The following is a 24,894-nucleotide window of genomic DNA, read 5'->3' as shown; positions in this document are numbered from 1 at the left end:
GGCGATCGGGCAGGCCGCTGTGGTCGCCCACCACGACCAGCCGGGCAGCACCCGTTTGATCGCCTATGTCGTCCCCGACACCGGCGGACCGACGGGGGACGAGGAGGAGCGGGACCAGATCGGCGAGTGGCGGGATCTCTACGACTCGTTGTACTCGGCGCCCGGTTCGACGCTGGGTGAGGACTTCTCCGGCTGGAACAGCAGTTACGACGGCGATCCGATCCCGCTGCCCGAGATGCGGGAGTGGCGTGCGGCCACGCTCGAGCGGATCAGGGCCCTCAAGCCCGGCCGAGTCCTGGAGGTCGGTGTCGGCACCGGTCTGCTGCTGTCCGGACTGGCGCCCGAGTGTGCGGAGTACTGGGGCACGGACTTCTCCCCGGTCGTCGTGGAGGCGTTGCGGCGCCATGTCGAAGCCGACCCCGAGCTGGCCCGGCGGGTCAGGCTTCGGGTGCAGGCCGCCCACGAGCACGGCGACCTTCCGCAGGGCCACTTCGACACGATCGTGCTCAACTCCGTGGCCCAGTACTTCCCGAACGGCGGATATCTGACGCAGGTCGTCGAGCAGGCCTTCCGTCTGCTCGCGCCTGGTGGCGCCCTGTTCCTGGGCGACCTGCGTCATCCGCGGTTGCTGCGGACCTTCGTCTCCGGTGTGCAGGCGGCGCGTGCCGAGGACCCGACCGACACGGCCGCGATCCGCCGTGCCGTGGAGCAGAGCCTGGTGCTGGAGAAGGAACTCCTCGTCGACCCCGAGTACTTCGGTGCCCTCGCTCACCACGTCCCCGACCTGGCGGGCACCGACATCCAGCTCAAGCGCGGCACCGCCCACAACGAACTCACCCGCTACCGCTACGACGCCACCCTCTACAAGACCGGCATCACCACCCATCCCCTCGACGACGCCCCCACCCGACCCTGGACCCGTGACCTGGGTGCCCTCGCCGATCATCTGGGCAGCGCGCAGCCCGACCGGCTGCGCGTCACCGGGGTACCCCACGCGCGCATCGCGGCCGACCTCGCCGCACAACGCGCGCTCGAGTCCGGTACGGCACTGGACGTCCGGGACACGGCCGGCGTCGATCCGGAGGACTTGCACCGTCTGGGCGAGAAGTACGGCTACTGGACGGCGATCAGCTGGAATGGGCACGACCCGGCCGCTCTCGATCTCACGTACGTCAAGCGCGAACTGCTCGGCGGGGGGGTGCCCGTCGGTGCCTACGCGCCCACGGGCGCGGCCGGCCCCGGCACCCCGCTGTCCTCCTGGACCACCAGCCCGGCCACCGGCCGGAGCACCGGCGCCCTGCTCATGACCGTACGGGAGCACTTGCGCCGTCGGCTGCCCGAGTACATGCGCCCCGCCGCCGTCGTTCCGCTCGACCGGCTGCCGCTCACCTCCAACGGCAAGCTCGACCGGGCCGCGCTGCCGGCGTTCGAACCGGAGCGCGACGACATCGGGCGGGCGCCGGCCACCCCGCAGGAGCAGGTGGTGTGCGAGCTGTTCGCGGAGGTCCTCGGCCGACCGGTGGTCGGTGTGAGCGAGGACTTCTTCGACCTGGGCGGGCACTCGCTGCTGGCCACCCGGCTGATGGCCCGGCTGCGCGCGGCCTTCGGTGTCGAGCTGGGCGTGCGGAGCCTGTTCGAGGCGCCGACACCGGCGGGCATCGCGGCCCGGCTCGACGTCGACGACGCGGACGGCTCGTACGAGGTGATGCTGCCCCTGCGCACCGGGGGCAGCAGGCCGCCGTTGTTCTGTGTCCATCCGGGCGGGGGCATCAGCTGGTCGTACAGCGCGCTCATCAAGCATCTGGGGCCGCAGTACCCGCTGTACGGCATCCAGGCGCGCAGTCTGGCCCGGCCGGAACCGCGGCCCGCCAGCATGGAGGAGATGGCGGTGGACTACGCCGACCAGATCCAGCGGGTGCAGCCGCACGGGCCGTATCACCTGGCCGGCTGGTCGTTCGGGGGGCTGTGCGCGCACGCGCTGGCCGCGGAGTTCCAGCGGCGCGGCGAGCCGGTGGCGCTGGTCGCGGTGCTCGACGTGATCCCCGACTGGCAGGGCCTCACCCACGCCGACGTGCCCGCCCCGGACGACCGGGTGATGCTGCTCTACCACGTGGGTCTCGTCGACGACGGCAGCCACCACGTCAACGAGGAGATGACCTTCGCCAAGGCGCGGGAGATCCTGCGCCGGCAAGGCAGTGTGCTGGCCAACCTGGAGGAGGACCGGCTCACGACGATCACCGAGATCTCGGCGAACAACACCCATCTGACCGTCGACTACCGGCCCGGCCCGATCGACGGGGACGTGCTGCTGATCGCCTGCTCGGAGGAGCAGGACCCGCCGGTGACCGCTGAGGCCTGGCAGCCGTACGTGCGCGGCTCCGTCGAGGCCCATGTGGTGCCCGGCGACCACGGGTCGATGCTGACCCGCCCGGACACGCTGGTCGAGATCGGCCGCATCCTCTCGGCCAAGCTCCACGACCTCACCGGCGACGAGTGACCTTTAGCGGGCCGCCCACCAGGAACCCGCCGTCCGCCGTCCGCGAGGACCGACACCCGAGGACTGACACTGATGCTGACCGACGTGCTCTCCGTCGACGTGGCCGAGGCCCTGGCCGCCGTGGACGAATGGCTGAGCGAGTACATCCGCCGACCGCACGGCGAACTCGGACGCACCGGCCCGGTGTGCCCGTTCGTCGAACCCGCCCAGCGTGCCGACGCGCTGGAGATCCGCGTCAGGCTCGTCGGCCCCACCCCGAGCCAGACCCTGATCGACGAGATCGTCCGCTGCGGCCTCGACGAGTTCAGCGAGGTCGACTGGAAGTCCGGCAACCCGAATCTGCGCTCGCTGCTGCTCGTCCTGCCGGACCTGCCGGCCGAGCACCTGCACCTGCTGGACACGGCGCACACCGCGCTGAAGCCGGAGAGTGTGCGGCGGGGGCTGATGATCGCCCAGTTCCACGAGAAGTGCGAGGAGAAGGCCGCGCGCAACCCGGCGTTCGAGGTGAGCCACGCCCCGGTGCCGATGATGGCGGTGCGGTCGATGGCGATCCACGACGTGCTGTTCCTGGCCGACCGGCGGGAGTGGTTCGAGGAGTACGCGAGCCGTTTCGGAGCCCGCTACCGCACCGGGTCTCACGGCATCGACCCGCTGCTGACCGAGATGTACGAGCGGGCCCGTGCCGGCTACGCGCCGGGGAGCTGAGCGCATGCGCGACGCACCGCCGGCCGGAGGTGCCGTGTACCGGGGCATGGACCAGGCGACGCTGGACCGGCAGTACTCGCCGAGTTCCCGCGTGGCGAGCCTGGACGCCTACCTGCGCGAGTACGAGCGCCTGAGCGAGGCCGCGCGCCGGGACCACCCGGTGCGGAGCTCCCTCGCCTACGGCCCGCACCCGGCGGAGAGGCTCGACTACTTCCCCGGACCGGCGGCCGGGCGGGCTCCGCTGCTGGTGTTCGTACACGGCGGGAACTGGCAGGCACTCGGCCGCGCCGAATCGGCGTTCCCGGTGCCGCCGTTGCTGGCCGCCGGCGCGGCGGTCGCGGTGATCGAGTACGGGCTGGCGCCGGACGTCGGCCTGGACGCCATGGCGGGCATGGTGCGCCGGGCCGTCGACTGGCTGCTGCGGCACGCGCACGGGCTCGGGTTCGCCCCGGACCGCCTCCACCTGTGCGGCACCTCGGCCGGCGCGCACCTAGCCGCCATGGCCCTGCTTCCGGATGCGTCGGCCGGCCCGGGCGTGTCCGACCGGATCGCCGGGGCGGTGCTGCTCAGCGGCATGTACAACCTGGAGCCGGTCCGCCTGTCCTACGTCAACGACGCGCTGCGGCTGGACGAGTCCGCGGCCCTGCGCAACAGCCCGATCCGCCGGCTGCCGGCGCGGCTGCCCGAGACGGTGGTCGCCCGCGGCGGGAACGAGACCGAGGAGTACGTCCGCCAACACGACCGGATGGTGACGGCGCTGCGCTCCCGGGCGGTGGTGACGGAGGTCGTCGCCGACCGGCGCGACCACTTCGACCTCCCCTACGACCTGGGCGTTCCGGGTACCGGGCTGGGCGACGCGGTCCTGGCGCAGATGAGACTGGAAGGAAGGACCGCATGACCACCGAACAGTCGACCCGGAGCCCCGCGTGCCCGTTGTCCGTCGGATCCCCGTCGGACACGACCCCGTACGCCCACTACGCGCGGATGGACGAGCTGCTGGGCTTGCAGCATCCGCTCAGCTCGGCCCGCACCGAGCCGGGGTTCATCATCATGAGCCAGGTCAAGGAGCTGCTGTTCAAGCTGCTGCACACCGAATTCAGCACGGCGCGCGACCAGTTGGTCAACGACCTGCTTGACGACGCGCTGTGGACGCTGCGCCGCGCCGCGCGGGTGCAGCAGGTGCTGCTGGTGTCGTGGGAGACGTTCTCCGTGCTGTCCCCGGTGGAGTTCGCCGAGTTCCGGGACGTCCTGGGGTCGGCCTCCGGCTTCCAGTCGGCCGGCTACCGGCGCCTGGAGTTCCTCCTCGGCAACAAGAACCCCGCGATGGCCGAGCCGCACCGGAACACGGCGGGCTACGACGCGGTGGTCGGCCAGCTGCACGAGCCGAGCCTGTACGACGCCGCGCTCGCGCTGCTGGCGCGCCGCGGGCTGCTCACGCCGGACGACTCCCCGGACCGGGACGTCACCCGGCCGCACCGCGGCGGCGCGGAGGTCGAGGAGGCCTGGCGGTCGGTCTACCGGGACCCCGGGCGCCATCGCGACCTGCATCTGCTCGCCGAGGCGCTGATGGACACCGCTGACCAGTTCGCCCGCTGGCGCTACACCCACCTGGTGACCGTGCAGCGGATGCTGGGCGCCAAGCCCGGGACCGGCGGCACCGAGGGCGTGGCCTGGCTCGCCCGGATCAGTGAGCACCGTTTCTTCCCGGAACTGTGGTCGGTGCGCTCCACGCTCTGACCGGGCTGCCCACGGCCTCCCGCATACGGCGGGGACACGCGGACACGGACGACACGAGACAGAAGGAGGGCCGATGGTGAGCGGGATCCCGCGCACGGTGGCCGAGGAACTGGACGCGGCCGATCCGCTCGCCGCGTTCCACGAGCGGTTCGTCATCGCCGATCCGGAGCTGATCTACCTGGACGGCAACTCGCTGGGCCCGCTGCCCGCCGCCACGCCGGAGGTGCTGCGGGAGGTGGTCGAGGAGGGCTGGGGCGGCGGACTCGTGCGGTCGTGGCAGGGCTGGATCGACTGGGGCGCCCGGCTCGGCGACCGCCTCGCCGAGCACGTGCTCGGCGCCGCGCCCGGCGAGGTGGTGATCTCCGACTCCACGTCGGTCAATCTCTACAAGCTGGCCGCCGCCGCCCTCGACGCGGCACCGGGACGCGGCACCGTCCTGATGGACGCCGAGGACTTCCCGACCAACCGGTACATCGTCCAGGGCCTCGCCGAACAGCGCGGGCTGCGGCTGGTGCGGCTGCCGTCCGACCTCGACGGCGGCCTCGACCTCGATGCGCTGCGCTCCGCGCTGAACGGTGACGTCGCGCTGGTGGTGCTGTCTCTGGTGTCCTACCGAAGCGGCGCGCTGCTGGACATGGCGCACGTGAACGACCTTGCCCGAGCGGCCGGCGCGCGGGTGGTGTGGGACCTGTCGCACGCCGCCGGAGCCGTCCCCGTGGACCTGGCCGGCACCGGCGCGGAACTCGCCGTCGGCTGCACGTACAAGTACCTCAACGGCGGCCCGGGTTCACCCGCCTTCCTCTATGTGCGGCGCGCCCTGCAGTCCCGGCTGCGGCAGCCGGTGTGGGGCTGGTACGGGCAGCGCGGGCAGTTCGAGATGGGGCCCGACTACGACCCGGTGCCGGGCATCGAGCGGTTCCTGGTGAGCACCCCGCCGCTGGTGTCGCTGGCGGCGATTGATCCCGCCGTCGCCCTGGTCGAGGAGGCCGGCCTGGCGCGGATCCGGGCCAAGGGGCTGAGGCTGGGCCGGCTGGCCGACGATCTGGCGGACGCCTGGCTCACTCCGCTGGACTTCCGGCCCGCCTCGCCCCGTCCGCCGGAGCGGCGCGGTTCGCATCTGTCCCTGTACCACCCCGACGCCTGGCGGATCTGCCAGGCGCTGGCCGCGGACGCGAAGGTCGTCTGCGACTACCGGGTCCCGGACCGGCTGCGTATCGGTCTCTCCCCTCTGGTCACCCGGTTCACCGACGTCTGGGACGCGTTGGCCCGTATCCGCGACGTCGTGGCCGAGGGCGCCTACGCCTCCCGGCCCGCAGGCCTCGCCCGGGTGACCTGACCTCCGCCCCCCCTGTCCGCACACCACCCTCTCCACCTCAGCCGATTCGGAGTGCACATGGCTCACGCATCCCCGCTCACCACCGACGGACTGGTACAGATCCTGTTCGGCTCCTCGGCCTTTCAGATGCTCCGCGCGGGCAGCGAACTGGGCCTGTTCACCCTGCTGCACCGGCGACCGGGCCTGACCGCGCCGGAAATCGGCCGGGAACTCGACCTGGAGGAGCGGCCGGTACAGATCCTGCTGCTCGGCACCACCGCCCTCGGGTTGACGGTGCGTCAGGGCGACGATTACGGGAACGCCGACGTGCTGAACGGCTTCTTCTTGGAGGGCTCTTGGGAGATCATTGAGGATCTCGTCGAGTACGAGGAGCGGATTGTCCGGCCCGCCGAGGTGGACTTCGTCGCGTCGCTGCGCGAGAACACCAACGTCGGCCTGCGACGGATCAAGGGCACGGGGGAGGACCTCTACCACCGGCTGTCCGCGGACCCCGGGCTGGAGCAGCTGTTCTACCGCTGCATGCGGTCCTGGTCCCAGCTGTCCAACCCCGTACTGGTCGAGAAGGCCGACCTCACCGGGGTGCGGCGCGTGCTCGACGTGGGCGGCGGCGACGGCGTCAACGCTATCGCCCTCGCCCAGGCCAACCCGGGCGTGGAGTTCACCGTCGTGGACCTGCCCGGCACGGTGGAGATCGCCCGCAAGAAGGTCGCCGAGCACGGTCTGTCCGACCGGATCTCCGTGCGGGCCGCGGACATCTTCGCCGACACCTACCCGACGGGCCACGACTGCGTGCTCTTCGCCAATCAGTTCGTGATCTGGTCACCGCAGGAGAACATACGGCTGCTGCGTAAGGCGCACGCGGCGCTGCCGGACGGCGGGCGGGTGCTGGTGTTCAACGCCATGTCCGACGACAGCGGGGACGGCCCGCTGTACGCGGCCCTGGACAACGTGTACTTCGCGACGCTACCGGCTGCCAGCAGCACGATTTACCGGTGGGGCCAGTACGAGGAGTGGTTCGCCGCGGCTGGGTTCGTGAAGCCCGAGCGGCTGCCCGGCGGCCGGTGGACGCCGCACGGCGTGATCAGCGCGGTCAAGTGACGCCCCAGCGAGTACCGGAGCCGACCATGTCTTCCACGTTCCAGGACGGCCAGCCGGCCGGTGGGGGAGCGGCGTGCCCCGCCGGCCCGCACATGATGGACCCCGACCTGCTCGCGGATCCCTTCGGCGGTTACGGCCGGCTGCGCGAGCAGGGCCCGGTCGTTCGCGGCCGGTTCGTCGACGGCACGCCGGTGTGGTTCGTGACCCGCTACGACGACGTCCGCGCCGTGCTGCGCGACCCGCGGTTCGTCAACACCCCTTCCCACGTGCCCGGCGCACAGGGCGTCGATCCGCGTGAGGGGATGATGGAACTGCTCAAGGTCCCCGAGCACTTACGGGTCTACCTGCTCGGATCCATCCTGGACAGCGACCCGCCGGACCATCCGCGGCTGCGCCGCCTGGTGACCCGGGCGTTCACGGCCCGCCGTATCCTCGATCTGCGTCCCGCCATCGAACAGATCGCCGACCGGCTGCTCGCCGAACTGCCCCACCGGGCGCAGGACGGAACGGTGGATCTGCTGGAGCACTACGCCTACCCCCTATCGATCACGGTGATCTGCCGGCTGGTCGGGATCCCCGCGGTCGACCTCGAGCGGTGGCGGGAATGGGGCGGGGACCTTGTGTCGATGCGGCCCGAACGCCTCCAGCACTCCTTTCCCGTGATGATCGACTACTGCCACCAACTGATCGAACAGCGTCGCGCCGCGCTCAGGGACGATCTGCTGAGCGAGCTGATCCGGGCACAGGACGACGACGGCGGACGGCTCAGCGACACGGAGATGGTCACCATGGTGCTCACCCTGGTGCTGGCCGGCCACGAGACGAGCACGCATCTGATCGGCAACGGCACCGTGGCCCTGCTCACCCATCCCGACCAGCTGGCACGGCTCAGGGAGAACCCGGCGCTGCTCCCGACGGCGGTGCACGAGCTGATGCGCTGGTGCGGCTCGGTGCAGGTGGCCCGACTGCGCTACGCCGTCGAGGACCTGGAGATCGCCGGCACGCGTGTCGCACGCGGCGACGCGGTCCAACCGGTTCTGGTCTCCGCCAACTTCGATCCGCGGCACTACACCGACCCGGACCGGTTGCGCCTGACACGTCAGCCGGACGGACAGGCCGAGAACCACGTGGGCTTCGGCCACGGCATCCACTACTGCCTGGGCGCGACGCTGGCCCGGCAGGAGGGCGAGGTGGCGCTCGCCCGGCTGCTGACCCGCTACCCGGACCTCGCGCTCGCGGACGGCGATCCGGAGCGGGAACGCGCCCGGCTGCCCGGCAGTTGGCGGCTGGACGCGTTGCGTCTGCGGCTCGGCTCCTGAAGTGAGCACAGCCTTCTTCAGGCTATGAGGTGTGCGCAGCACTGAGGGCTCCGCGGTCTGCACCGTGGAGCCCTCAGCTCTGGGGGGAGTTGCGTCGTCAGGCGTCAGGTGGGTCGTTTCCCACGGCGATGGCTTGGACGGGGCAGGCCAGCGCGGCCTGGGTGACCTGCCGCGGGGTCGCCGTCCGCGCTCCGTCGGGCACGAGCGTGGCGTACCCGTCATCGTCCTGGGTGAAGACGGCGGGTGCCGTCAGGGTGCACTGTCCGGACCCGATACAGGTGCGGTGGTCGATGCGGATCTCCATCAGGGGCGGTCTCCGGTGGTCGGGCGGGGGCTTCAATGACCGAGCTCGTGCGCGGTGGCACGGTCGAGCGTCAGCAGGACCCACTCCTCGAAGTCCCGGTCTCCCCTCGACGCGGCCTCCCGCCAGCGCTGGACGTGGTCACATGGGGCGCTGATCCGGAGCTGGCTGGCCCGCGCGGGTCTGGCCGGCCGGTTTCCTCTGCGGCTCTCCCGTAGCCGCAGTCGGAGCTGGTTCCGAGACCAGCCGTGCTGCTCCGCCTGGTCGAGCCAGGTGTCGGCTTCCGTCGGCGGCAGGGAGGCGACCTCGGCGTGGTGGCCGAAGCTCAGCGTCTCGCGCCGACGCCAGAGCTCGAAGTGGCGTGCCACCCAGGCGTAGTTGCGCAGTGTCTGGTAGTCGAGGCCCGCGGACTGGACTCCGGTCTGGTAGCGGTCGGCGTAGCGGTCCTGGCCGTAGACGAGCCAGTCGCCCAGGCACCAGGCGGAGGAGTCGGCGATCTGGAAGATGTGCTGTCCGGCCTTCTCCCATCGGTCGTACGTGAGGCTGGTGGGTATCTTGAGGCCGACCCGGGTGGTAAAGATTCGTTCCTGCTCGCCGGGCCTGCGAGGGCGGGCCGCCTCGGTCGCTCGGCGGCCGACTGGTAATTGACGGTCACTCCGGTCGTACTTTGCGATGTGCTGCACCGGCTTTCTCCTGAAATCGGGGCATGATGCATCTCGCACCATTCATCGCGCCCTCGAGCCATCAAGGGCGCAAGCTCAAAAAACGGTAGTCACCGTCTGAGATACCGTCAATGAATATTTCTGGCCGGAGATGGCCGATTGGGGTGCAATCGGCTTCGATACCGACCGCTTCGGGGGTGCGGCAGGTGCCGAATCGTGCGGGCCCGCCCGGGCCCGCACGACCCTGTCAGGGGGTGCCGGCCGAGGCGTGGAGCGTGCCGTCGGAGTCCGTTCGCACCGCCGCCTCGACGCCGTCGAGGATCAGGTCCAGGCCCACCCGGAACGCCTCCGCCGCCTCCTGCTCCATGTGTGACGCGGCGCCGCCCGCCTCCGCCTCGGTCATGGCGGCGAGGCTCGCGGTCGACTCCAGGGCCGCGAGGGCGGGGAAATGTTCGGTGAAGTCCGGCGCGAACTCCGCCATCAGTGCGGACCGCTGCGCCCACCACTCCTCGTCGGGCACCCCTGTCTCCGGCGCCGCCTGCCGGTGTTCCGTCGCGACCAGGGCCATACCCCGCACGAACTGGAAGAACACTGCGATGACCCGTCTGACGTGCAGGGGCTCCAAGCCGATTCCGCCCAGGATCCGCACCACCGTTTCCAGCCGCGCGTACTCGTTCGGCCCGAGTACGGGGCGGGCCTGCGAGACCTGGAGCACCCAGGGGTGGCGCAGATAGAACGCCCAGGCGTCGTCGGCCCAGGCAGTGATCGCCGGCCGCCACCCCGCGCCGGTGTCGTACTCCGTGGGCAGTTCGGCCAGCACCCAGTCGTGCATGAGGTCGACCAGTTCGCTCTTGCTCGGCACGTACGTGTAGAGCGCCATGGCGGTCCGCCCGAGCCGGGTCCCGACCGCCCGCATGGACAGGGCCGCCATTCCCTGTTCGTCCGCCACCGCGACACCCGCGGCCACGATCGTGTCCACGTCGAGTCCGGGTTTGGGACCGGGTTTGGGAGCGGGCCCCCCGGATTCAGTCGATCGCCATAGCAGGGACATGGACCGGCGGGCATCGCCCTGTCCGGCGAAAACAACCACCTTGCAACTCCTTACCGCATAAAGTAACCTCACCGGCGCAACTCTTTACGCTGTAAGGATACCAGCTGGGCGGCCACCCGCCCCGGTCTGCCCGTACGTTCGTGGAAGGTTTTCGATGGCAGAGCTCCCCGTCACGTTCATCCAGGTCACCGACATCACACGCATCACACCGCGGATGGCCCGCGTGACGTTCGAGGCCGACCACCTCGACGACTCCGTCGGCCTGACCCCGGACCAGCAGCTCAAGCTCTGCTTCCCCCGGCCCGGCCAGGAGCGGCCCGTCCTGCCGGAGCAGAGCGACGACGCGACGGGCTGGTACCAGGCATTTCTGGCCATTCCGGAGGACGAGCGGCCCTGGATGCGCAGCTTCACCCTCCGCCGGCGCCTGCCCGGGACGAACACCGTCGAGGTCGACTTCGTCCTGCACGGCGACAGCGGCCCTGCCAGCGCCTGGGCCGGTTCCGCCCGCCCCGGCGACCGGCTCGGCATGGTCGGCCCCTCCGCGCTCTATGCCGGACCGGTGTCCCTGACGGACTCGATCACCTCCGCCGACTGGCTGCTGCTCGTCGGCGACGAGACGGCGCTGCCCGCCATCGGCACCCTGTTGGAGGCCCTGCCTGAGCGAGCCCGCGCCCAGGTCTACATCGAGGTCGCCGACCGCGCCGAGCAGCAGACCTTCCAGACGGCGGGCGACGTCACCCTGCACTGGCTGCACCGCGACGGAACCCAGGCCGGCCGCAGCGAAGCTCTGATCGACGCCGTCCGCGGCGCCGAGTTCCCGCCCGGTCGCCCCTTCGCCTGGCTGGCCGGCGAGGCCGGCGTCGTCCGGACCATGCGCCGCCACCTGGTCAACGACCGGGGTCTCGACAAGCGCGCGATCGACTTCAGCGGCTACTGGCGCGTCAAGCTCACCCAGGACGACGCCCCGACCACCGAGGACATGGCCGAGGCGCAGGAGCGCCTCGCCGAGTACCAGGCGGCGGCCGATGGCCAGTCCTGACGAGCCGCGCGCCGAAGCCGGCATCCCGGCCGGGCGGCGCGAGTCGGCCGGACGACTGCCGGGCCGAGAGAAGGATTTCATGATCACAGTACGAGGTCTCGCCCGCCGGTTCACCGTGCGCGGCCAAAGTGTCGAAGCGGTCAAAGGCATCGACTTCGACGTGGCGCCCGGGGAGGTGGTGGGATTCCTCGGCCCCAACGGAGCGGGCAAGACCACGACCTTACGGATGCTCACGACCCTGCTGCGCCCCACCGGCGGAACCGGCACCGTGGCCGGCTGCGACCTGTTGACGGACCCCCAAGGCGTCCGGCGCAGGATCGGCTGCGTCCACCAGGGCGGCGCCACCTGGCCCGAGTCCAGGGTCGCCGAGGAGATCGAACTCCAGGCCCGGCTCTACGGCCTGTCCCGCACCGAGGCCAAACGGCGCGGGGCCCTGCTCGCCGAGCGACTCGACCTCGCCGGCCTGGACCAGCGCCCCGTCAAGACGCTCTCCGGCGGTCAGCGCCGCCGGCTCGACATCGCGCTCGGACTGGTCCACGAACCGACGCTCGTCTTCCTCGACGAGCCCACCACCGGGCTCGATCCGCAGAGCCGGGCCAACCTCTGGGACCACGTCCACCGCCTGCGCTCAGAGCAGGGTACGACCGTCTTCCTCACCACCCACTACCTCGACGAGGCCGACGCGCTGTGCGACCGGATCCTCGTCACCGACCACGGCACGATCGTCGCCGAGGGAACCCCCGACGCTCTCAAGGCCCGGGTCGCCGGCGACGCGATCACCATCGAGGTGACCAACCAGGTCGCCGATGCGGCCGACGTCGCCGGGCGGCTGACCGGAGCGAGCGAGGTCAGCGTCGACGGCGACACGGTGCGCTTCCGGGTGCCCCGCGGCGACGCCGCCCTGCCGGAGCTGCTACGCGCCCTCGACGGCCGGGGGATCACCATGGCCTCCGTCAAGGTCAATCGGCCCACCCTCGACGACGTGTTCCTCAGCCTGACCGGACACTCCCTGCGGGACGGCAACCCCGCGCCCGAGGCCAGGGAGGCCGCCCATGCTGCGTGACACCCAACTGATCTTCGTGCGGGACATGAAGCTCGCGCTGCGCAGCCCGACCTGGCTGCTCATCGGGATCATGCAGCCGCTGCTGTACCTGTTCCTCTTCGGACCACTCATGGTGTCCGTGGTCGACCACACCCCCGGTTTCCCGCCCGGCGGCGCCTGGGAGGTCCTCACCCCGGCCCTCATCGTCCAGACGGCGCTGTTCAGCGGCTCCTTCGCCGGGGTGGGGCTGCTCACCGAGTACCGGGTCGGCGTCGTCGACCGCTTCCGCGGCACGCCCGCGAGCAGGGCCGCCCTGCTGTTCGGCAAGGTTCTGGCCCAGGCAGTGCAGGCCACCGCGCAGTCCGTACTGATCGTGCTGGTGACGCTGCTCGTCTTCGACCTCGACGCCTCACTGACCGGGCTGCTGCTCAGCCTGGCGATCGCCGCGGTCCTGGCCATCACGCTGTCCTCGGGATCGTACGCACTGGCCATGGTCCTCAAGAGCGAGGCCGCGTTCCCCGCGCTGATGAACGCCGTGCTCCTGCCGCTTCTGCTGCTGTCCGGGGTGCTGCTGCCGGTCTCTGAGCAACTGGCCCCCGGCTGGCTGTACAACCTGGCCCGGATCAACCCCCTGACCCATGTGGTCGACGCCGAACGTGCCGCGTTCCGGGGGGACATGAGCGCCACGGGGCTGCTGACCGGCTCCCTCGTGCTGCTGGTCATGGCCGTCCTCGCCCTGCTGTGGGGCACGCGGACCTTCCGCAAGGAGAACGCCTGACGGCACAGCCCGCAGGCCACCCGAGACCGGGCTCCCCCTTACATCCCCCGGAGGGGGAGCCCACCCGCACCACCAAGGAGCACATGTGAGGACCGACGCCATCAAGGTGACCGGTGCCAGGGAGAACAACCTCAAGAACGTCTCGCTTCAGATCCCGAGACAGCAACTGACCGTCTTCACCGGTGTCTCCGGCTCGGGCAAGTCGTCCCTGGTGTTCGACACCCTCGCGGCCGAGGCCCAGCGGCAGCTCAACGAGACCTTCAGCGCGTTCGTCCGGACCTTCCTGCCCGACCACGGGCGGCCGGACATGGACGCCATCGAGAACATCTCCGCGGCCGTCGTCATCGACCAGAAACGCCTGGGCGGCAACCCGCGCTCCACCGTGGGCACGGTTACCGACATCAACCCGCTGCTGCGTCTGCTGTTCTCCCGGGCCGGTGATCCCGCGGGCCTGCCACCGAGCGTGTTCTCCTTCAACGACCACCAGGGCATGTGCCCGACCTGCGAGGGCCTCGGCACGACCGTCCGCCTCGACCTCGACGCGTTCCTCGACCGCACCAGGTCCCTGAACCAGGGCGCGCTGCTGCACCCGGACTTCTCCACCGACAGCTGGTACTGGCTGAGCTACGTGGAGTCCGGCCTGTTCGACGACGACAAGCCGCTGGCCGACTTCACCGAGCGGGAATGGCAGCTGCTGCTGCACGGCGAACTGCCGGACAAGCTCCGCCTCGTCTGGCAGGGCAACACCCTCAACGTCCGCTACGAAGGCCTCGTCGACAAGTTCACCCGGCTCTACGTCAAGAAGGAGGACATGTCCGAGCGCGGCCGCCGGGTGTTCCAGCGGTTCGCCCGCACCGCCTCCTGCCCCGACTGCGAGGGCACCCGCCTCGCGCCCGCCGCGCTGGCCCCCCGGATCGGCGGCCACCACATCGCAGACCTCACCGCGATGGAGGCCCAGCACCTCGCACTCGTCCTGGCGGAGCTGGACCTGCCCCGGGTGAAACCGGTCCTGGACGACCTGACCACCCGTCTGCACCACCTGGTCGACATCGGACTCGGCTACCTGAGCCTGGACCGGGAGACCCGCACGCTCTCGGGCGGCGAGTCCCAGCGGATCAAGATGGTCCGGCACCTGTCCAGCAGTCTCACCGAGATGCTGTACGTCTTCGACGAACCGAGCATCGGCCTGCACCCCCGGGACGTGCACCGGCTCAAGGAACTCCTCATCGCGTTGCGGGACAAGGGCAACACCGTGCTCGTGGTCGAGCACGACCCCGACATCATGGCCATCGCGGACCACGTGGTCGACCTGGGACCGAAAGCCGGGACGCTCGGCGGCGAAGTGGTCTTCGAGGGCAGCTTCGACGCACTCACCCGTGCCGACACCCTCACCGGACGCCACCTCAAGCACCGGCTGCCTCTCAAGACCGAACCCCGGCGCGCCACCGGGACGCTCACCGTCACCGACGCGACGAGCCACAACCTGATGAACGTGACGGTCGGCTTCCCCACCGGCGTCCTGACGGTCGTCACCGGCGTGGCCGGATCGGGCAAGAGCACGCTGGTCAACGACGAGTTCCTCAGCCGGCACCCCGACGCGATCGTCATCGACCAGTCGGCGGTGACCACCAGCCGGCGCTCCAACACCGCCACCTACACCGGCCTGATGGACCCGATCCGCAAACTGTTCGCCAACGCCAACAAGGTCAGCGCCTCCCTGTTCAGCGCCAACTCCAAGGGCGCCTGCCCCAACTGCCAGGGGCTCGGCGTCCTCTACACCGACCTGGCGTTCATGGACACGCTGAAGTCAGTGTGCGAGGTCTGCCAGGGCCGCCGCTTCTCCGAGGACGTCCTCGGCCACCGGCTGCGGGGCAGGTCCATCAGCGACGTCCTGGAGATGACGACGGCCGAGGCGGCGGACTTCTTCACGGAGCCCAAGCTCCGCCCCGTCCTGCACGCCCTGAACGAGGTGGGGCTGGACTACCTGCGGCTCGGCCAGCCGCTCAGCACCCTGTCCGGCGGCGAGTGCCAGCGCCTCAAGCTTGCGGCCGACCTGCACCGCGTCGGAAGCGTCTACGTCATGGACGAACCCACCACGGGTCTGCACATGTCGGATGTCCACCGCCTCCTCGGCATCATCGAGCGCCTCGTAGACCAGGGCAATACCGTCATCGTCATCGAGCACAACCTCGACGTCGTCAAGAGCGCCGACTGGATCATCGACCTCGGCCCCGAAGGGGGCAGCGGCGGCGGACGAATCCTGTTCGAAGGAACTCCGGCCGATCTTCTGAAGACCCCCGACTCCCACACCGCCGCACACCTCCGGCAGGACCTCTCGCATGCGGGACGCGTCTGATCATCGGGGCCGTGGCGGCAACGTTGTGAGCCGGCGTGCTCGTCGCGCCGGCTGAGGCGCCTCGGGTGCAAGTTCGATCCCCATCTCGGCCAACCTCCGACCCGCTCGCACCGCGTCGTTGTGAGCTGCGATGGATACCTGTCGCTTGGCGATGCGCCGTGGCGTCGATGATCTCGCCGTCTGCAGGGCTGGAGCCGCAGGAGGCTTTCTGGCCCCGAGCGGGTCCGGGGCATGGCGGTCACGCGGCTGGCGCACTTGTCGGCGTACAAGTGAACGTGGTTCTGGCAAGCATTTGAGGATGTGCGCGCCTTCGGCAACCGTGCTCGGAGTGCAGGGCGGGATGGCTTCGACCTGGCATCCGTCGATGGTGATCGCGGTTGCCGGCTAGGCCCGGATGCCGCGCAGGACGATGTCGAGGTGGGTCCAGGCGTCGCCCGGGGCGTGCAGGGGCTCTGGGAGGGCCGCGATCAGCGCGCAGGCGGGCTGGCTGTCGGTCTCCTCCGGGATCGTGTGCCGCAGGCCGCGCCGTCTCAGGTATTCGCGGCGGGTCCGTTGCTGTAGGCCTTGTCCGCGGCGACGTTGTCCGGCTTCTTACGGGGCCTGCCCGGCCCGAGTTTCGGGACCCGGATCTTCTCGAGCACCGGCTTGAGCTGCATGCGGCCCGCCCGCTGACCTGGCGTGACGATCAGGGACAGAGGGCGGCAGCGGCCGTTCGCACTCAGGTGGAGCTTGGTGGTGAAGCCGCCGCGCGAACGGCTCAGGCCCTCACCTCCCGCACCACCTTCACCAAGCGGGCGACCAGGCTCTGGCACGGCATTTCGTCCTGGTGTTCCGGCCCTTCGCCCCCCTTTGACGCGGGGGCCGGCGGCGGTTCGGTGCGAGCACCCGCCGCGTGCTGATGTGCCCGCACGATGGTGGAGTCGACCGAGACGTCCCAGTCGATCTCACCGGTCGATTCGCGCGGATGTGTGCGAGTGTGGCGGTCAGTAGAGACGAGACTGGGCGGTGAGGACCTGATGCGGGTGGCGTATCACGAGGAACTGGAGTCCATCAGGGATGGTCTGGTGGAGATGGCCCACCTCGTCGGTTCCGCCATGGGCCGGGCCACCACTGCTCTGCTGGATGCTGACCTCCAGCTTGCGGAGAGCGTGATCTCTGCCGATGACAAGGTGGATGATCTGCAGCGGGATCTGGAGAACCGGGCGATCGCGGTGCTGGCGCGACAGCAGCCCGTGGCCACGGATCTGCGTGTCGTAGTCACCTCGCTGCGCATGAGCGCGGACCTGGAGCGCAGCGGTGACCTGGCCCAGCATGTGGCTAAGCTGGCTCGGTTGCGTTCGCCCGAGCATGCGGTGCCACGGGATCTGCGCCGCATCATTTTGGAAATGGGGCAGCTCGCGCAGCGTCTGATGGCGCAGGCAGCCGAAGTGCTCATCACTCATGACGTCGACGCCGCGCTCCAGTTGGAGAAGGACGACGACCGGATGGATGAGCTGCACCGCATGGTCTTCCAGCACTTGATGGACGACCGGTGGCAGCACGGTGTGGAGACGGCCGTCGACGTCACGCTGATCGGCCGCTATTACGAGCGGTTCGCCGACCATGCGGTGTCGGTCGCCCGTCGCGTGGTCTTCCTGGTCACGGGCGAGCATGCGGACGGACTGGCGGACGAGGAGGGGTGAGCAGGCTGCCTGGGCGGGGTGGCACGGGGTGATGTCGCGCCGTTCGGCGAGCCGGGCCTTGCGTCGGGTCAGCCGCCGGCCCTCGTTCCGCTTCAGCGCGGCCGTACGAAGCTGGACCCGCCGCTACTGCACGGCTGCTTTTGTTCACGGATCACGGTTCTGGCTCACTTTCCGTGAAGTTGCACGCTGAGTGACGGTTGTCGGGCGGTCGAGTCCTGGGAAAGTTGCCTGGAACTGGCCCGTACTGGGTGCGGTGTAGCTGATAGTTCGGCCCGTGGAAGAAATGGTGCTCCGGCTGGAGGACTTACTGTTCCAGTCGACGTGACGGTGCTGTCCGTCACCGTGAACGACGAGGCCGTACACATAGAGGCCGGAGCACGGTGCCCGGGGCCATCTGTCCCGGATGCAAGATCTGGTCACGCCGGGTTCACAGCTCCTACCTGCGCTTGTCCGCTGATGTGCCCAGCGGAGGCAGACGGGTCCCTTTTGGTTTGCGCGTCCGCAGGTTCCTCTGCCCGGTGATCTCGTGCGGGCGGCGGGCCGTCGCCGAACGGCTGCCGGGCTTGACCTGTCGATACGGCCGACGGAGCGCCTGCGGTCGACGCTGGTCGCGGTCGGCTCGCGCTCGCCGGTCGGGCCGGTGCCCGCCTGGCGCGCGTCTTTGGGGTGTCCGTAAGTCGCAGCACGGTGCTGCGGCTGGTCGAAGCGTTACCCGACCCCGACGTTCCAGCCCCATGGGTGTTCGGCGTCGATGAGTACGCGACCCGCAAGGGGCGTCACTACGGGACTGGCCTGGTCGACGTCGAAAGCCGGCGTCCAGTGGACCTGCCGCCCGACCGGGAGGCGTCCAGCCTCGCGGCTTGGAGCGAAACTTCGGCGAAGGTGCCGCCGTCTCGGCACCGCAGGCAGTGCAGGTCGCGGACAGGTGGCATCTTTGGCACAACCTGAGCGAGGCTGCGGAGCGGTGCGTCGCAGACCACCGCGGATGCCTACAGGTCCTGGCGCCAGATCCAGTCCAGCCTGCCCCCGATCCGCAGAAGTTCGAAGACCCTTACGGCTCGCCCTGGCCGAGGGGACACCGCTTCGCTGACCGCGCCCGTGCCAACCGTGCGGCGGTCCACGAACTGCTGGCCGCCGGGCTCAGCCGAGGGCCGCCCCTCTAGCGGGAGACCGAGCGAGATCGGGCCGAGCCGGGTGGTAGTGATCTCTCGAAGCGAAGGTTGAGCGTTGTCGCTGGCCGACAGTCGAACCCGGGTGGTTGATGTCCGCGCCGGGGACGATGTCGACGAGCGGACCGACCGCGGAGGCGTTCACCGCAACTGAGCGGGCCCGTTCGGCGATCGGCTGGAGTTTGTAAACGTCGGCGGCTCCAATCCGGTGTTCATGGCAAAACGTTCGGTGGCCGGCTCGCTGCCGACATCGGCGGTGCGGCCCGCGATGGGCTCAGCAGGGATCTGTATCGCGATATGGCGTTAGTGTTCCACTCGCGCCACTGCCCGTGTCGCGCGGAGACCTTCGACAGGACCGGGACGGAAGCATGCCGGGAGAGATTTCACCCACCGGAAAGCCCTCTGACCCCGGCTCACCGCCCGAACTGCGAGCCTCTCATGCGGACCGGGACCGGACGGTGGATGTGCTGCGAATCGCGGCGGGGGACGGCATGCTGACCGCGGACGAACTGGACGAGCGCCTGGAAGCTGCCCTGTCAGCGCGGACTCTGAGCGAACTGGCCGTACTCACCGTCGACTTGCCAGCCGTCTCTTTCGCCGCTGATGGCACTGCCGCCGAGGTTGCAGAGGTCAAGGACGTTGTCCGGATCGAGCAGGTCTTCAGCGGCACGGTCGAGCGGACGGGCCGCTGGGTGCTGCCGCGGCGGCTGGAGCTCGCAGTGACCTGGTGCGACGTGACGCTCGACCTCACCGAGGCCGTGATCACGCAGGACACCTTTCGGATCGACGTGGCCATGGCAGGGAAAAGCCTGACGCTGATCACGAAGCCAGGCATCGAGGTCGATGTCGACGGCCTGACCCTGGTCCACTGCAAGCTCAGGCACCGCCGCATGTGGACGCCCCCGGAGGCACCGACCATGCTGCGAGTCGAACTGGTCGGCCAGAAGGCCCACGGCAAGGTAGTCGTGCGGCCCCGGCGTCGGACGTTCATGCAGTGGCTGCTGCGCAGGCCCGCGTCCCTTTCCCCAGGCGCCTGACTCCATCGCCTATGAAACGGCAGTGACCCACACCCCTCAAGCTTCGCTGAGAAACGCTCAGCCTGTACTGCAACAGATCAGGTAGATGGTGGACGGCCAGTGTTACAACCACGTGCGACGCGTCGCATCGTGCGCGATTGATGTGCGTTTTGCTGCGCGATCCGACATGCGATGAGGGTAGGGTGGCGGCTCGGAGGTGACCTCAGTGTCTACTGACAACGAGCTGTTCAGTGCGGTCGATGCGCTGTTGGAGCAGGTGGCGCAGGATGATTTGCCGTCGCCGGCGGAGCGTAAGCGGCTGCGTGAGGCGGCGGGGCTCAGTCAGGCGCAGATCGCCGCGGCGCTGGAGGCTCGTAGGGAAGCGGTGGGGAACTGGGAGGCGGGGCGGACCGAGCCGCGGCCGCCGAAGCGCGCCGCCTACGCCCGGCTCCTGGAGGGCCTCGCGGCGCGCTTCCCCGCCGAACCCGACAAGACGCCTACCGCCCAAGTGCCCGAAGTTCCGGAGGCGTTCACCGGCCCGGCCCCGTCTGCTGTCGTCGACCAGCAGGCGGCACCGGCATCGGCTCCCGTCGCCCCGCGGCCGCGTGCAGCGGACAGCAGCGGGAGGCAGTCGTCGGGGCGCCCGGGCGTGAGGAAGGCCGCAGCGAAGCCGCCTGCTTCCACGTCGGCCTCCGCTGACCCGCGCTTCGAGAATGGGCCGCTCGCGGTCATCCATGTTGAGGACGGGCAAACGCTGGCGTACTGCGTAGGTGGCCTGGTCCTGGATGTGCCCGCCACGTCACTGCCGGCACTGGTCGCGTGGACCCTTGCCGAGGCGCGTCTCGGGCAGCCGAAGCTGGCAGGGCCGGGGAAGGACGCCGACCCGCTGATCGTGCTCACCGAAGCCGCGTTGGAGCGCTACAGCCTCCCGACCCGGCTCAGTGACGAGGAGCGCCTGTCCGGTCGGCTTCCGGAGAGTCACAAGGTCGTCAGGCAGTTGGCGCGGGCGGAGTGGAAGCTGACGAAGCGCGGGTTCGGGCCGTGGGCCCGGATCTACCGTCCGGCGCAGGGCTCGGAGCGGCAGTGTGTGCAGCTGTGCATTCCGTCCTGGAACGCGCTGGATGCCCGTCACTGGCTGGACGCGGCGCACCTTCCGCCGGCTGATCTCGCCCGGCTGCTGGGCACGTATGCATCGCGGGTGATGACGCCGCGCGGCTCCACCGCGGTGACCGGCCTGGAGTTGATGACGGCGCTGCATCCGCCGACTCGCGCGTCCGAGCCGGACGCGTCGGGGAAGCGGCACAGCGAGCACAACCCCGGCTCGCTGGGCAAGGATCCGGTCGACTGCGCGCCGTGTGAGGCCCCGGACGGGCATCCCCTCCTCGCCGGTCTGCCGCGCTTTCACCAGCGCCGCCCGGGCGAGGTGCTGGTGGAGGAGGCGTACGACTGGGCGCGCCCGCTGACCGATGATGAGTGCACGAAGCGGCATCTGGTGGGTATCGACGTGAACATGGCGTTCGCCGCGGGTGCGAACGGTACCGTCGTCGGCCTCGGCGCCCCCACTCACGTCACCAATCCGGTGTTCGATCCGAAGCTGCCCGGGTCCTGGCTGGTCGACCTTTCGCACGTCGACCTGTCCCGCGTGAAGTCCGGCAAGGAATGGGTGCAGCTGGAGGCGGATCTGCTGCCCTCGCCGTTTACGCCGAAGGGTGAGCGGCCCGACGGGCCGGCCTGGTACGCGACGCCGACGGTGGCGTACGCGGTCGAGCTCGGCTACACCGTAGCTCCGAGCGAGGCATACGTCCGGTACGACAACGGCCGCTACCTGGACGGCTGGTACAACCGGCTCCGCGACGCCTACGTCGCCACGATGGCCGACCTCGGCGTCACCGCCGACCTGTCCCCGGATGAGTTCCTGGCGGCGATGGACGGCTACCGCGACAACGATCCCCACATGGCGATCGTCGTCTCCGCGGTCAAGGCGACGGTGAAGGGCGGCATCGGCAAGCTCCGCGAAAGGCCGCGCGGTGAGGGCTGGAAGCCCGGGCAGCCGTGGCGGGCCCTGTCCCGGCCGACCTGGCGCCCCGACATCCGCGCCGCGGTCATCTCCAAGACCCGCACCAACATGCACCGCAAAATGCTCAAGCACGCCGCCTTCACCGGCCAGTACCCGATCGCGGTCCTGTCCGACTGCGCCGTCTACGCAGCCGACGGGCCCAGCCCGCTCGACTTCCTGCCCTACCGGGAAGGCAAGCCGCTGCCGGGCGGATTCCGCCTCGGCGTCTCCCCGGGCATGGTCAAGCACGAGGGCACCCAGAGCGTCCTGTGGGGCGAAGGAGTCCGCGAAGAGCACGGCGCGGACCTCAACCTGGCCCGCTACATCAAGGACGGCAGCATCATCCACACGGACACGGGGGAGTAGCCCGCGATGACCATGTTCGGCGACGGGCTCGAGCAGGCCGTGCAGAAGGCGTTCACCCGCCCCATCCCCAAGTCCGCCGGCGCGCAGATGCGCTACCTCGTCAAGCAGTACAAGAGCACCAAGCAGGTCGCCCAGATGCTGCGGATCTCCCAGCGCACCGTCGAACGCTACGTCAAAGACCAGATCAAAAAGCCCCGCCGCGACCTCGCCCAGCGGCTAGAGAGGGAGGTGAAGAAGCGCTGGCAGCCACAGATCCGCCAGAAGGCGAAGGAGACCGCGGCCACCAGCGAAGGCATCGTCATCGACTTCCGCGCCCGCCTCGGCTACACCGCCCCCATCGGCTCCACCGACCAGGACCGCATCCGCCACCTCACCGTCGCCCTCCCGCCGCAGTACGCCGCCCGCCTCTTCACCGCCCAGGAACAAGGCGCCACCGAACGGCAATTGCAGGAGATCGCGGCCGACGCCCTCAAAGAGGTCTACTTCCAAGACGGCGGCCGCCGCGCGGGCAGCCTGGAAGAAGTCCGCTTCACCGACGTCGAGCACATCGAGTTCGAACTCTAGATAGAGATCGCGCGAGTGTCCGACGATTTCCTCTAGATCTCAGGGTTCCCCCATACCTTGCTTGCGGCGGATTTCTCAACTGTTACTGCTCCGTACGAGGGGCGACGTAGCTGTGAATACAGCTGCGGTATTCAGATAGTTCGACGACCTGCTCGGCACAGCCCCGGGTTGGCCTGTGACTTCGGCCTCAGCGCTCACCCCAATGCCGTACTGGGCGTAACTGGCGGGCGCGGTCGGCCGTTGCTCTCCTATATGCCCGGGTTGAGTGATGGGTGCGCCTTGCCAATTTTCAGCGTCCGCACAGTCCACCCTGCCGATCGAAAGGTCGTGTGGCGATGGATTGCGAGTGACACCGCGCTCCTGCATCTCTCGCTTCGCGACATGGCGGCCGTTCTGCTGGGCACGGTTCTGATCGCGGTACGTGGCTCGCAGCTGGGGCGCTGGGTGGTCGATGACGCCGCGATCACCTTTGCGTACGCCCGTAGCATCGACGAGGGTCTCGGGCCGGTGCAGCAGGCCGGTTCCCCGCCGGTCGAGGGCTACTCCAATCCGGCCTGGTTGGCTCTGCTCGTTCTCGGTAGACGTCTGGGACTGTTTGATCACCGCACCTATTTCGGCGTGCCGGATCAGGTTCTGTATCCGAAAGGCCTCGGTGTCCTGTGCGCGCTGGGGACCCTGATGGCTGTTGCATGCGTGGCACGCCAGTTGGTGACCAACTCCTGGGCGGTGGTGCTGTTCTGCAGCGCCTTTCTAACCGTCAACATGTCATTTGTAGCCTGGATGTTCTCCGGCTTGGAGAATCCGCTGTACGCCCTGCTGGCCACACTGCTGGCCGCTGTGCTCGCGCGGGCTCTGCTGAACGACCGGCTCACCGCGACGGGGACCGCTGTGGTGACGGGTCTTGTGGCGTTGGCGGCGGCCCTGACCCGCCCAGACGGAGCGGTCCTGGCAGCCGCCTACCCGATGGTGGTGCTGCTGCGGGTAAACCGGATGACGCTGCGCCCGTCTGCGCGAGCGGCGGCTTGTGCCGTCGCTGCCTTCGTCGTGCCATATGCCGCATTCCTCGTGTGGCGCTACGCCGTCTTCGCCCGTCTCGTGCCCAACACTGCGCTGGCGAAGGCTCAGGACACGCCGACGTGGGAGTCGTTCTCCGGGACGGGGTCTCTCCTGTCGTTCGCCGGGTGGACAGCAGTGTTGGCTGGCGCTCTGGTGACCGGAGCGGCCCTTGGGCGCTCCGGGCCTGCACGGACGGCACTGCCGGGCGTACTTGTGCCTCTTGTGCTTACCCTCGCTGCCTTCGGTGTGCTGAATCCGGACTGGATGCGCATGTTCCGGTTCGCCACGCCGGTATGGGCTCTGGCATCGCTCACCGTTGGCGTCGCGCTTATGGACCAGGTAGAACGGGGATCACTGCGCGCCAGGGTTGTGGCCTGTGTGACCGTCGGTACGGCGTTGCTGGTGTCCTGGGGTGGGCAGCGGGAGCGGGCCGCCTCATTCCAAGCCCACCCCACGCTGCCCGTGTGCCATGTGGCCTACCGCTATGGAGCGGTGTTCAACGAGTACGCGCAGCGCCTGAAGCTGACCAACGCCAGCGTTCTCGTCCCGGACCTTGGAGGCACTCTCCTGACGAGCAACCTCGCCGTCAGGGACCTCGCGGGTCTGACCGAGCCCACCATCGCTGAGGCTTACGCCGACAAAGACATGCCTGCTCTGCGGCGCCACGTCTTCGAAACCCTCAGGCCCACCTTCATTCACACCCACGGTCACTGGGTCACGACTCCTGGCCTGACCGTCCCTCGGCTGGTAGCCGCGGGCTACGTCCGCATCTACCCAGAGGGCACCGGCGGCGACTGGGTGCGAGCAGCCGCGGTATCGGATCCACGGCAGCTCGCCAGCACCCGGTCATGGGCAGCCCGAGAGGTGCCAAAGCTGCTGAGCCAGTACAAGACGAACCCCAACGAAACCTGCGGCCAACTCCACCCCGGCCTCACCCTCGGGGCCGCAGACCGCTAACAGGTTGCAGGCGTGGCGTCCGAGCGGCTTGCAGTGGTCGCGGCAGGAAAGTGGCACTGTTCGATTGCTACCGCAGCAGTCACGCTTCAACCGCCGCGCCGACCGTT

The 24,894-nt window shown here is 69.6% G+C and carries 20 protein-coding genes; 16 read left to right on the top strand and 4 right to left on the bottom strand.

Annotated elements, in window-relative coordinates:
- The 7 genes from ABTX78_RS33910 to ABTX78_RS33880 form a co-directional block, all read left to right on the top strand.
- The coding region (locus ABTX78_RS33910) for an alpha/beta fold hydrolase (protein ID WP_352210620.1) at nucleotides 1–2,497 on the top strand (2,497 nt) is incomplete at its 5' end.
- A 72-nt stretch (nucleotides 2,498–2,569) separates the two neighbouring features.
- Nucleotides 2,570–3,202 (top strand): DUF6875 domain-containing protein, encoded by a 633-nt coding sequence (locus tag ABTX78_RS33905; protein WP_352210619.1) that lies wholly within the window; start codon nucleotides 2,570–2,572, stop codon nucleotides 3,200–3,202.
- A gap of 4 nt (nucleotides 3,203–3,206) precedes the next feature.
- Nucleotides 3,207–4,100 carry an alpha/beta hydrolase gene (locus ABTX78_RS33900; protein ID WP_352210618.1) on the top strand — a complete coding sequence of 298 codons (894 nt, stop codon included), beginning with the start codon at nucleotides 3,207–3,209 and terminating at the stop codon, nucleotides 4,098–4,100.
- Nucleotides 4,097–4,939 carry a tryptophan 2,3-dioxygenase gene (locus ABTX78_RS33895; RefSeq protein WP_352210617.1) on the top strand — a complete coding sequence of 281 codons (843 nt, stop codon included), beginning with the start codon at nucleotides 4,097–4,099 and terminating at the stop codon, nucleotides 4,937–4,939. The genes ABTX78_RS33900 and ABTX78_RS33895 overlap by 4 nt, the downstream gene beginning before the upstream one ends.
- 73 nt (nucleotides 4,940–5,012) lie before the next feature.
- Complete coding sequence (locus ABTX78_RS33890; RefSeq protein WP_352210616.1) at nucleotides 5,013–6,275, top strand: kynureninase; 1,263 nt, start codon at nucleotides 5,013–5,015, stop codon at nucleotides 6,273–6,275.
- Between the two features lie 57 nt (nucleotides 6,276–6,332).
- Nucleotides 6,333–7,373 carry a 3-hydroxy-D-kynurenine methyltransferase AcmL gene (gene acmL, locus ABTX78_RS33885; protein WP_352210615.1) on the top strand — a complete coding sequence of 347 codons (1,041 nt, stop codon included), beginning with the start codon at nucleotides 6,333–6,335 and terminating at the stop codon, nucleotides 7,371–7,373.
- 26 nt (nucleotides 7,374–7,399) lie between these two features.
- Entirely contained in the window at nucleotides 7,400–8,692 is a 1,293-nt protein-coding gene (locus ABTX78_RS33880; protein WP_352210614.1) for a cytochrome P450 family protein, read from the top strand.
- Between the two features lie 97 nt (nucleotides 8,693–8,789).
- Here the strand turns inward: ABTX78_RS33880 and ABTX78_RS33875 are convergent, their stop codons facing one another.
- The 3 genes from ABTX78_RS33875 to ABTX78_RS33865 all read right to left on the bottom strand — a co-directional run bounded on the left by ABTX78_RS33875 (nucleotide 8,790) and on the right by ABTX78_RS33865 (nucleotide 10,745).
- Entirely contained in the window at nucleotides 8,790–8,996 is a 207-nt protein-coding gene (locus ABTX78_RS33875; RefSeq protein ID WP_352210613.1) for a ferredoxin, read from the bottom strand.
- A gap of 32 nt (nucleotides 8,997–9,028) precedes the next feature.
- On the bottom strand, nucleotides 9,029–9,676 hold the full coding sequence (locus ABTX78_RS33870) for an LmbU family transcriptional regulator (protein ID WP_352210612.1): 648 nt from the start codon (nucleotides 9,674–9,676) through the stop codon (nucleotides 9,029–9,031).
- Between the two features lie 226 nt (nucleotides 9,677–9,902).
- Complete coding sequence (locus ABTX78_RS33865; RefSeq protein ID WP_502994047.1) at nucleotides 9,903–10,745, bottom strand: TetR/AcrR family transcriptional regulator; 843 nt, start codon at nucleotides 10,743–10,745, stop codon at nucleotides 9,903–9,905.
- Nucleotides 10,746–10,860: 115 nt separating this feature from the next.
- Between ABTX78_RS33865 and ABTX78_RS33860 the strand changes: the two genes are divergently transcribed.
- The 4 genes from ABTX78_RS33860 to ABTX78_RS33845 all read left to right on the top strand — a co-directional run bounded on the left by ABTX78_RS33860 (nucleotide 10,861) and on the right by ABTX78_RS33845 (nucleotide 15,921).
- A complete protein-coding gene (locus ABTX78_RS33860) occupies nucleotides 10,861–11,745 on the top strand; it encodes a siderophore-interacting protein (protein ID WP_352210610.1) in 885 nt (294 codons plus the stop codon).
- Between the two features lie 79 nt (nucleotides 11,746–11,824).
- Entirely contained in the window at nucleotides 11,825–12,808 is a 984-nt protein-coding gene (locus tag ABTX78_RS33855; protein ID WP_352210609.1) for an ATP-binding cassette domain-containing protein, read from the top strand.
- Nucleotides 12,798–13,565, top strand: a complete 768-nt coding sequence (locus ABTX78_RS33850; protein WP_352210608.1) for an ABC transporter permease — start codon at nucleotides 12,798–12,800, stop codon at nucleotides 13,563–13,565. The genes ABTX78_RS33855 and ABTX78_RS33850 overlap by 11 nt, the downstream gene beginning before the upstream one ends.
- 85 nt (nucleotides 13,566–13,650) lie before the next feature.
- Nucleotides 13,651–15,921 carry an ATP-binding cassette domain-containing protein gene (locus ABTX78_RS33845; protein WP_352210607.1) on the top strand — a complete coding sequence of 757 codons (2,271 nt, stop codon included), beginning with the start codon at nucleotides 13,651–13,653 and terminating at the stop codon, nucleotides 15,919–15,921.
- A gap of 530 nt (nucleotides 15,922–16,451) precedes the next feature.
- On the opposite strand, the gene ABTX78_RS36215 is transcribed toward ABTX78_RS33845, so the two are convergent.
- Nucleotides 16,452–16,577 (bottom strand): hypothetical protein, encoded by a 126-nt coding sequence (locus ABTX78_RS36215; protein WP_502994046.1) that lies wholly within the window; start codon nucleotides 16,575–16,577, stop codon nucleotides 16,452–16,454.
- 360 nt (nucleotides 16,578–16,937) lie between these two features.
- Here ABTX78_RS36215 and phoU point away from each other — a divergent pair, with 360 nt between their 5' ends.
- The 5 genes from phoU (at nucleotide 16,938) to ABTX78_RS33815 (ending at nucleotide 24,787) form a co-directional block, all read left to right on the top strand.
- The gene (gene phoU, locus ABTX78_RS33835) at nucleotides 16,938–17,603 is read left to right on the top strand and encodes a phosphate signaling complex protein PhoU (protein WP_352210606.1); all 666 of its coding nucleotides are present in this window, start codon (nucleotides 16,938–16,940) and stop codon (nucleotides 17,601–17,603) included.
- 1,537 nt (nucleotides 17,604–19,140) lie between these two features.
- The gene (locus ABTX78_RS33830) at nucleotides 19,141–19,809 is read left to right on the top strand and encodes a DUF1707 SHOCT-like domain-containing protein (RefSeq protein WP_352210622.1); all 669 of its coding nucleotides are present in this window, start codon (nucleotides 19,141–19,143) and stop codon (nucleotides 19,807–19,809) included.
- 205 nt (nucleotides 19,810–20,014) lie between these two features.
- Nucleotides 20,015–22,210 (top strand): telomere-associated protein Tap, encoded by a 2,196-nt coding sequence (tap, locus tag ABTX78_RS33825; protein WP_352210605.1) that lies wholly within the window; start codon nucleotides 20,015–20,017, stop codon nucleotides 22,208–22,210.
- A 6-nt stretch (nucleotides 22,211–22,216) separates the two neighbouring features.
- Complete coding sequence (tpg, locus tag ABTX78_RS33820) at nucleotides 22,217–22,774, top strand: telomere-protecting terminal protein Tpg (protein ID WP_352210604.1); 558 nt, start codon at nucleotides 22,217–22,219, stop codon at nucleotides 22,772–22,774.
- A 381-nt stretch (nucleotides 22,775–23,155) separates the two neighbouring features.
- On the top strand, nucleotides 23,156–24,787 hold the full coding sequence (locus tag ABTX78_RS33815) for a hypothetical protein (protein WP_352210603.1): 1,632 nt from the start codon (nucleotides 23,156–23,158) through the stop codon (nucleotides 24,785–24,787).
- Nucleotides 24,788–24,894 lie beyond the last annotated feature (107 nt).

The organism is Streptomyces sp. NPDC096193 (genome assembly GCF_040302905.1).
Taxonomy (GTDB): domain Bacteria; phylum Actinomycetota; class Actinomycetes; order Streptomycetales; family Streptomycetaceae; genus Streptomyces.
This window is presented reverse-complemented; position numbering and strand designations above follow the sequence as displayed.

Bases quoted from the DNA above. Each gene is read 5' to 3' on its own strand.
- ABTX78_RS33905 (WP_352210619.1), top strand. From the start codon at position 2,570: ATGCTGACCGACGTGCTCTCCGTCGACGTGGCCGAGGCCCTGGCCGCC.
- ABTX78_RS33900 (WP_352210618.1), top strand. From the start codon at position 3,207: ATGCGCGACGCACCGCCGGCCGGAGGTGCCGTGTACCGGGGCATGGAC.
- ABTX78_RS33895 (WP_352210617.1), top strand. From the start codon at position 4,097: ATGACCACCGAACAGTCGACCCGGAGCCCCGCGTGCCCGTTGTCCGTC.
- ABTX78_RS33890 (WP_352210616.1), top strand. From the start codon at position 5,013: ATGGTGAGCGGGATCCCGCGCACGGTGGCCGAGGAACTGGACGCGGCC.
- acmL (WP_352210615.1), top strand. From the start codon at position 6,333: ATGGCTCACGCATCCCCGCTCACCACCGACGGACTGGTACAGATCCTG.
- ABTX78_RS33880 (WP_352210614.1), top strand. From the start codon at position 7,400: ATGTCTTCCACGTTCCAGGACGGCCAGCCGGCCGGTGGGGGAGCGGCG.
- ABTX78_RS33875 (WP_352210613.1), bottom strand. From the start codon at position 8,996: ATGGAGATCCGCATCGACCACCGCACCTGTATCGGGTCCGGACAGTGC.
- ABTX78_RS33860 (WP_352210610.1), top strand. From the start codon at position 10,861: ATGGCAGAGCTCCCCGTCACGTTCATCCAGGTCACCGACATCACACGC.
- ABTX78_RS33855 (WP_352210609.1), top strand. From the start codon at position 11,825: ATGATCACAGTACGAGGTCTCGCCCGCCGGTTCACCGTGCGCGGCCAA.
- ABTX78_RS33850 (WP_352210608.1), top strand. From the start codon at position 12,798: ATGCTGCGTGACACCCAACTGATCTTCGTGCGGGACATGAAGCTCGCG.
- ABTX78_RS36215 (WP_502994046.1), bottom strand. From the start codon at position 16,577: ATGCAGCTCAAGCCGGTGCTCGAGAAGATCCGGGTCCCGAAACTCGGG.
- phoU (WP_352210606.1), top strand. From the start codon at position 16,938: ATGCGGGTGGCGTATCACGAGGAACTGGAGTCCATCAGGGATGGTCTG.
- ABTX78_RS33830 (WP_352210622.1), top strand. From the start codon at position 19,141: ATGCCGGGAGAGATTTCACCCACCGGAAAGCCCTCTGACCCCGGCTCA.
- tpg (WP_352210604.1), top strand. From the start codon at position 22,217: ATGACCATGTTCGGCGACGGGCTCGAGCAGGCCGTGCAGAAGGCGTTC.
- ABTX78_RS33815 (WP_352210603.1), top strand. From the start codon at position 23,156: ATGGCGGCCGTTCTGCTGGGCACGGTTCTGATCGCGGTACGTGGCTCG.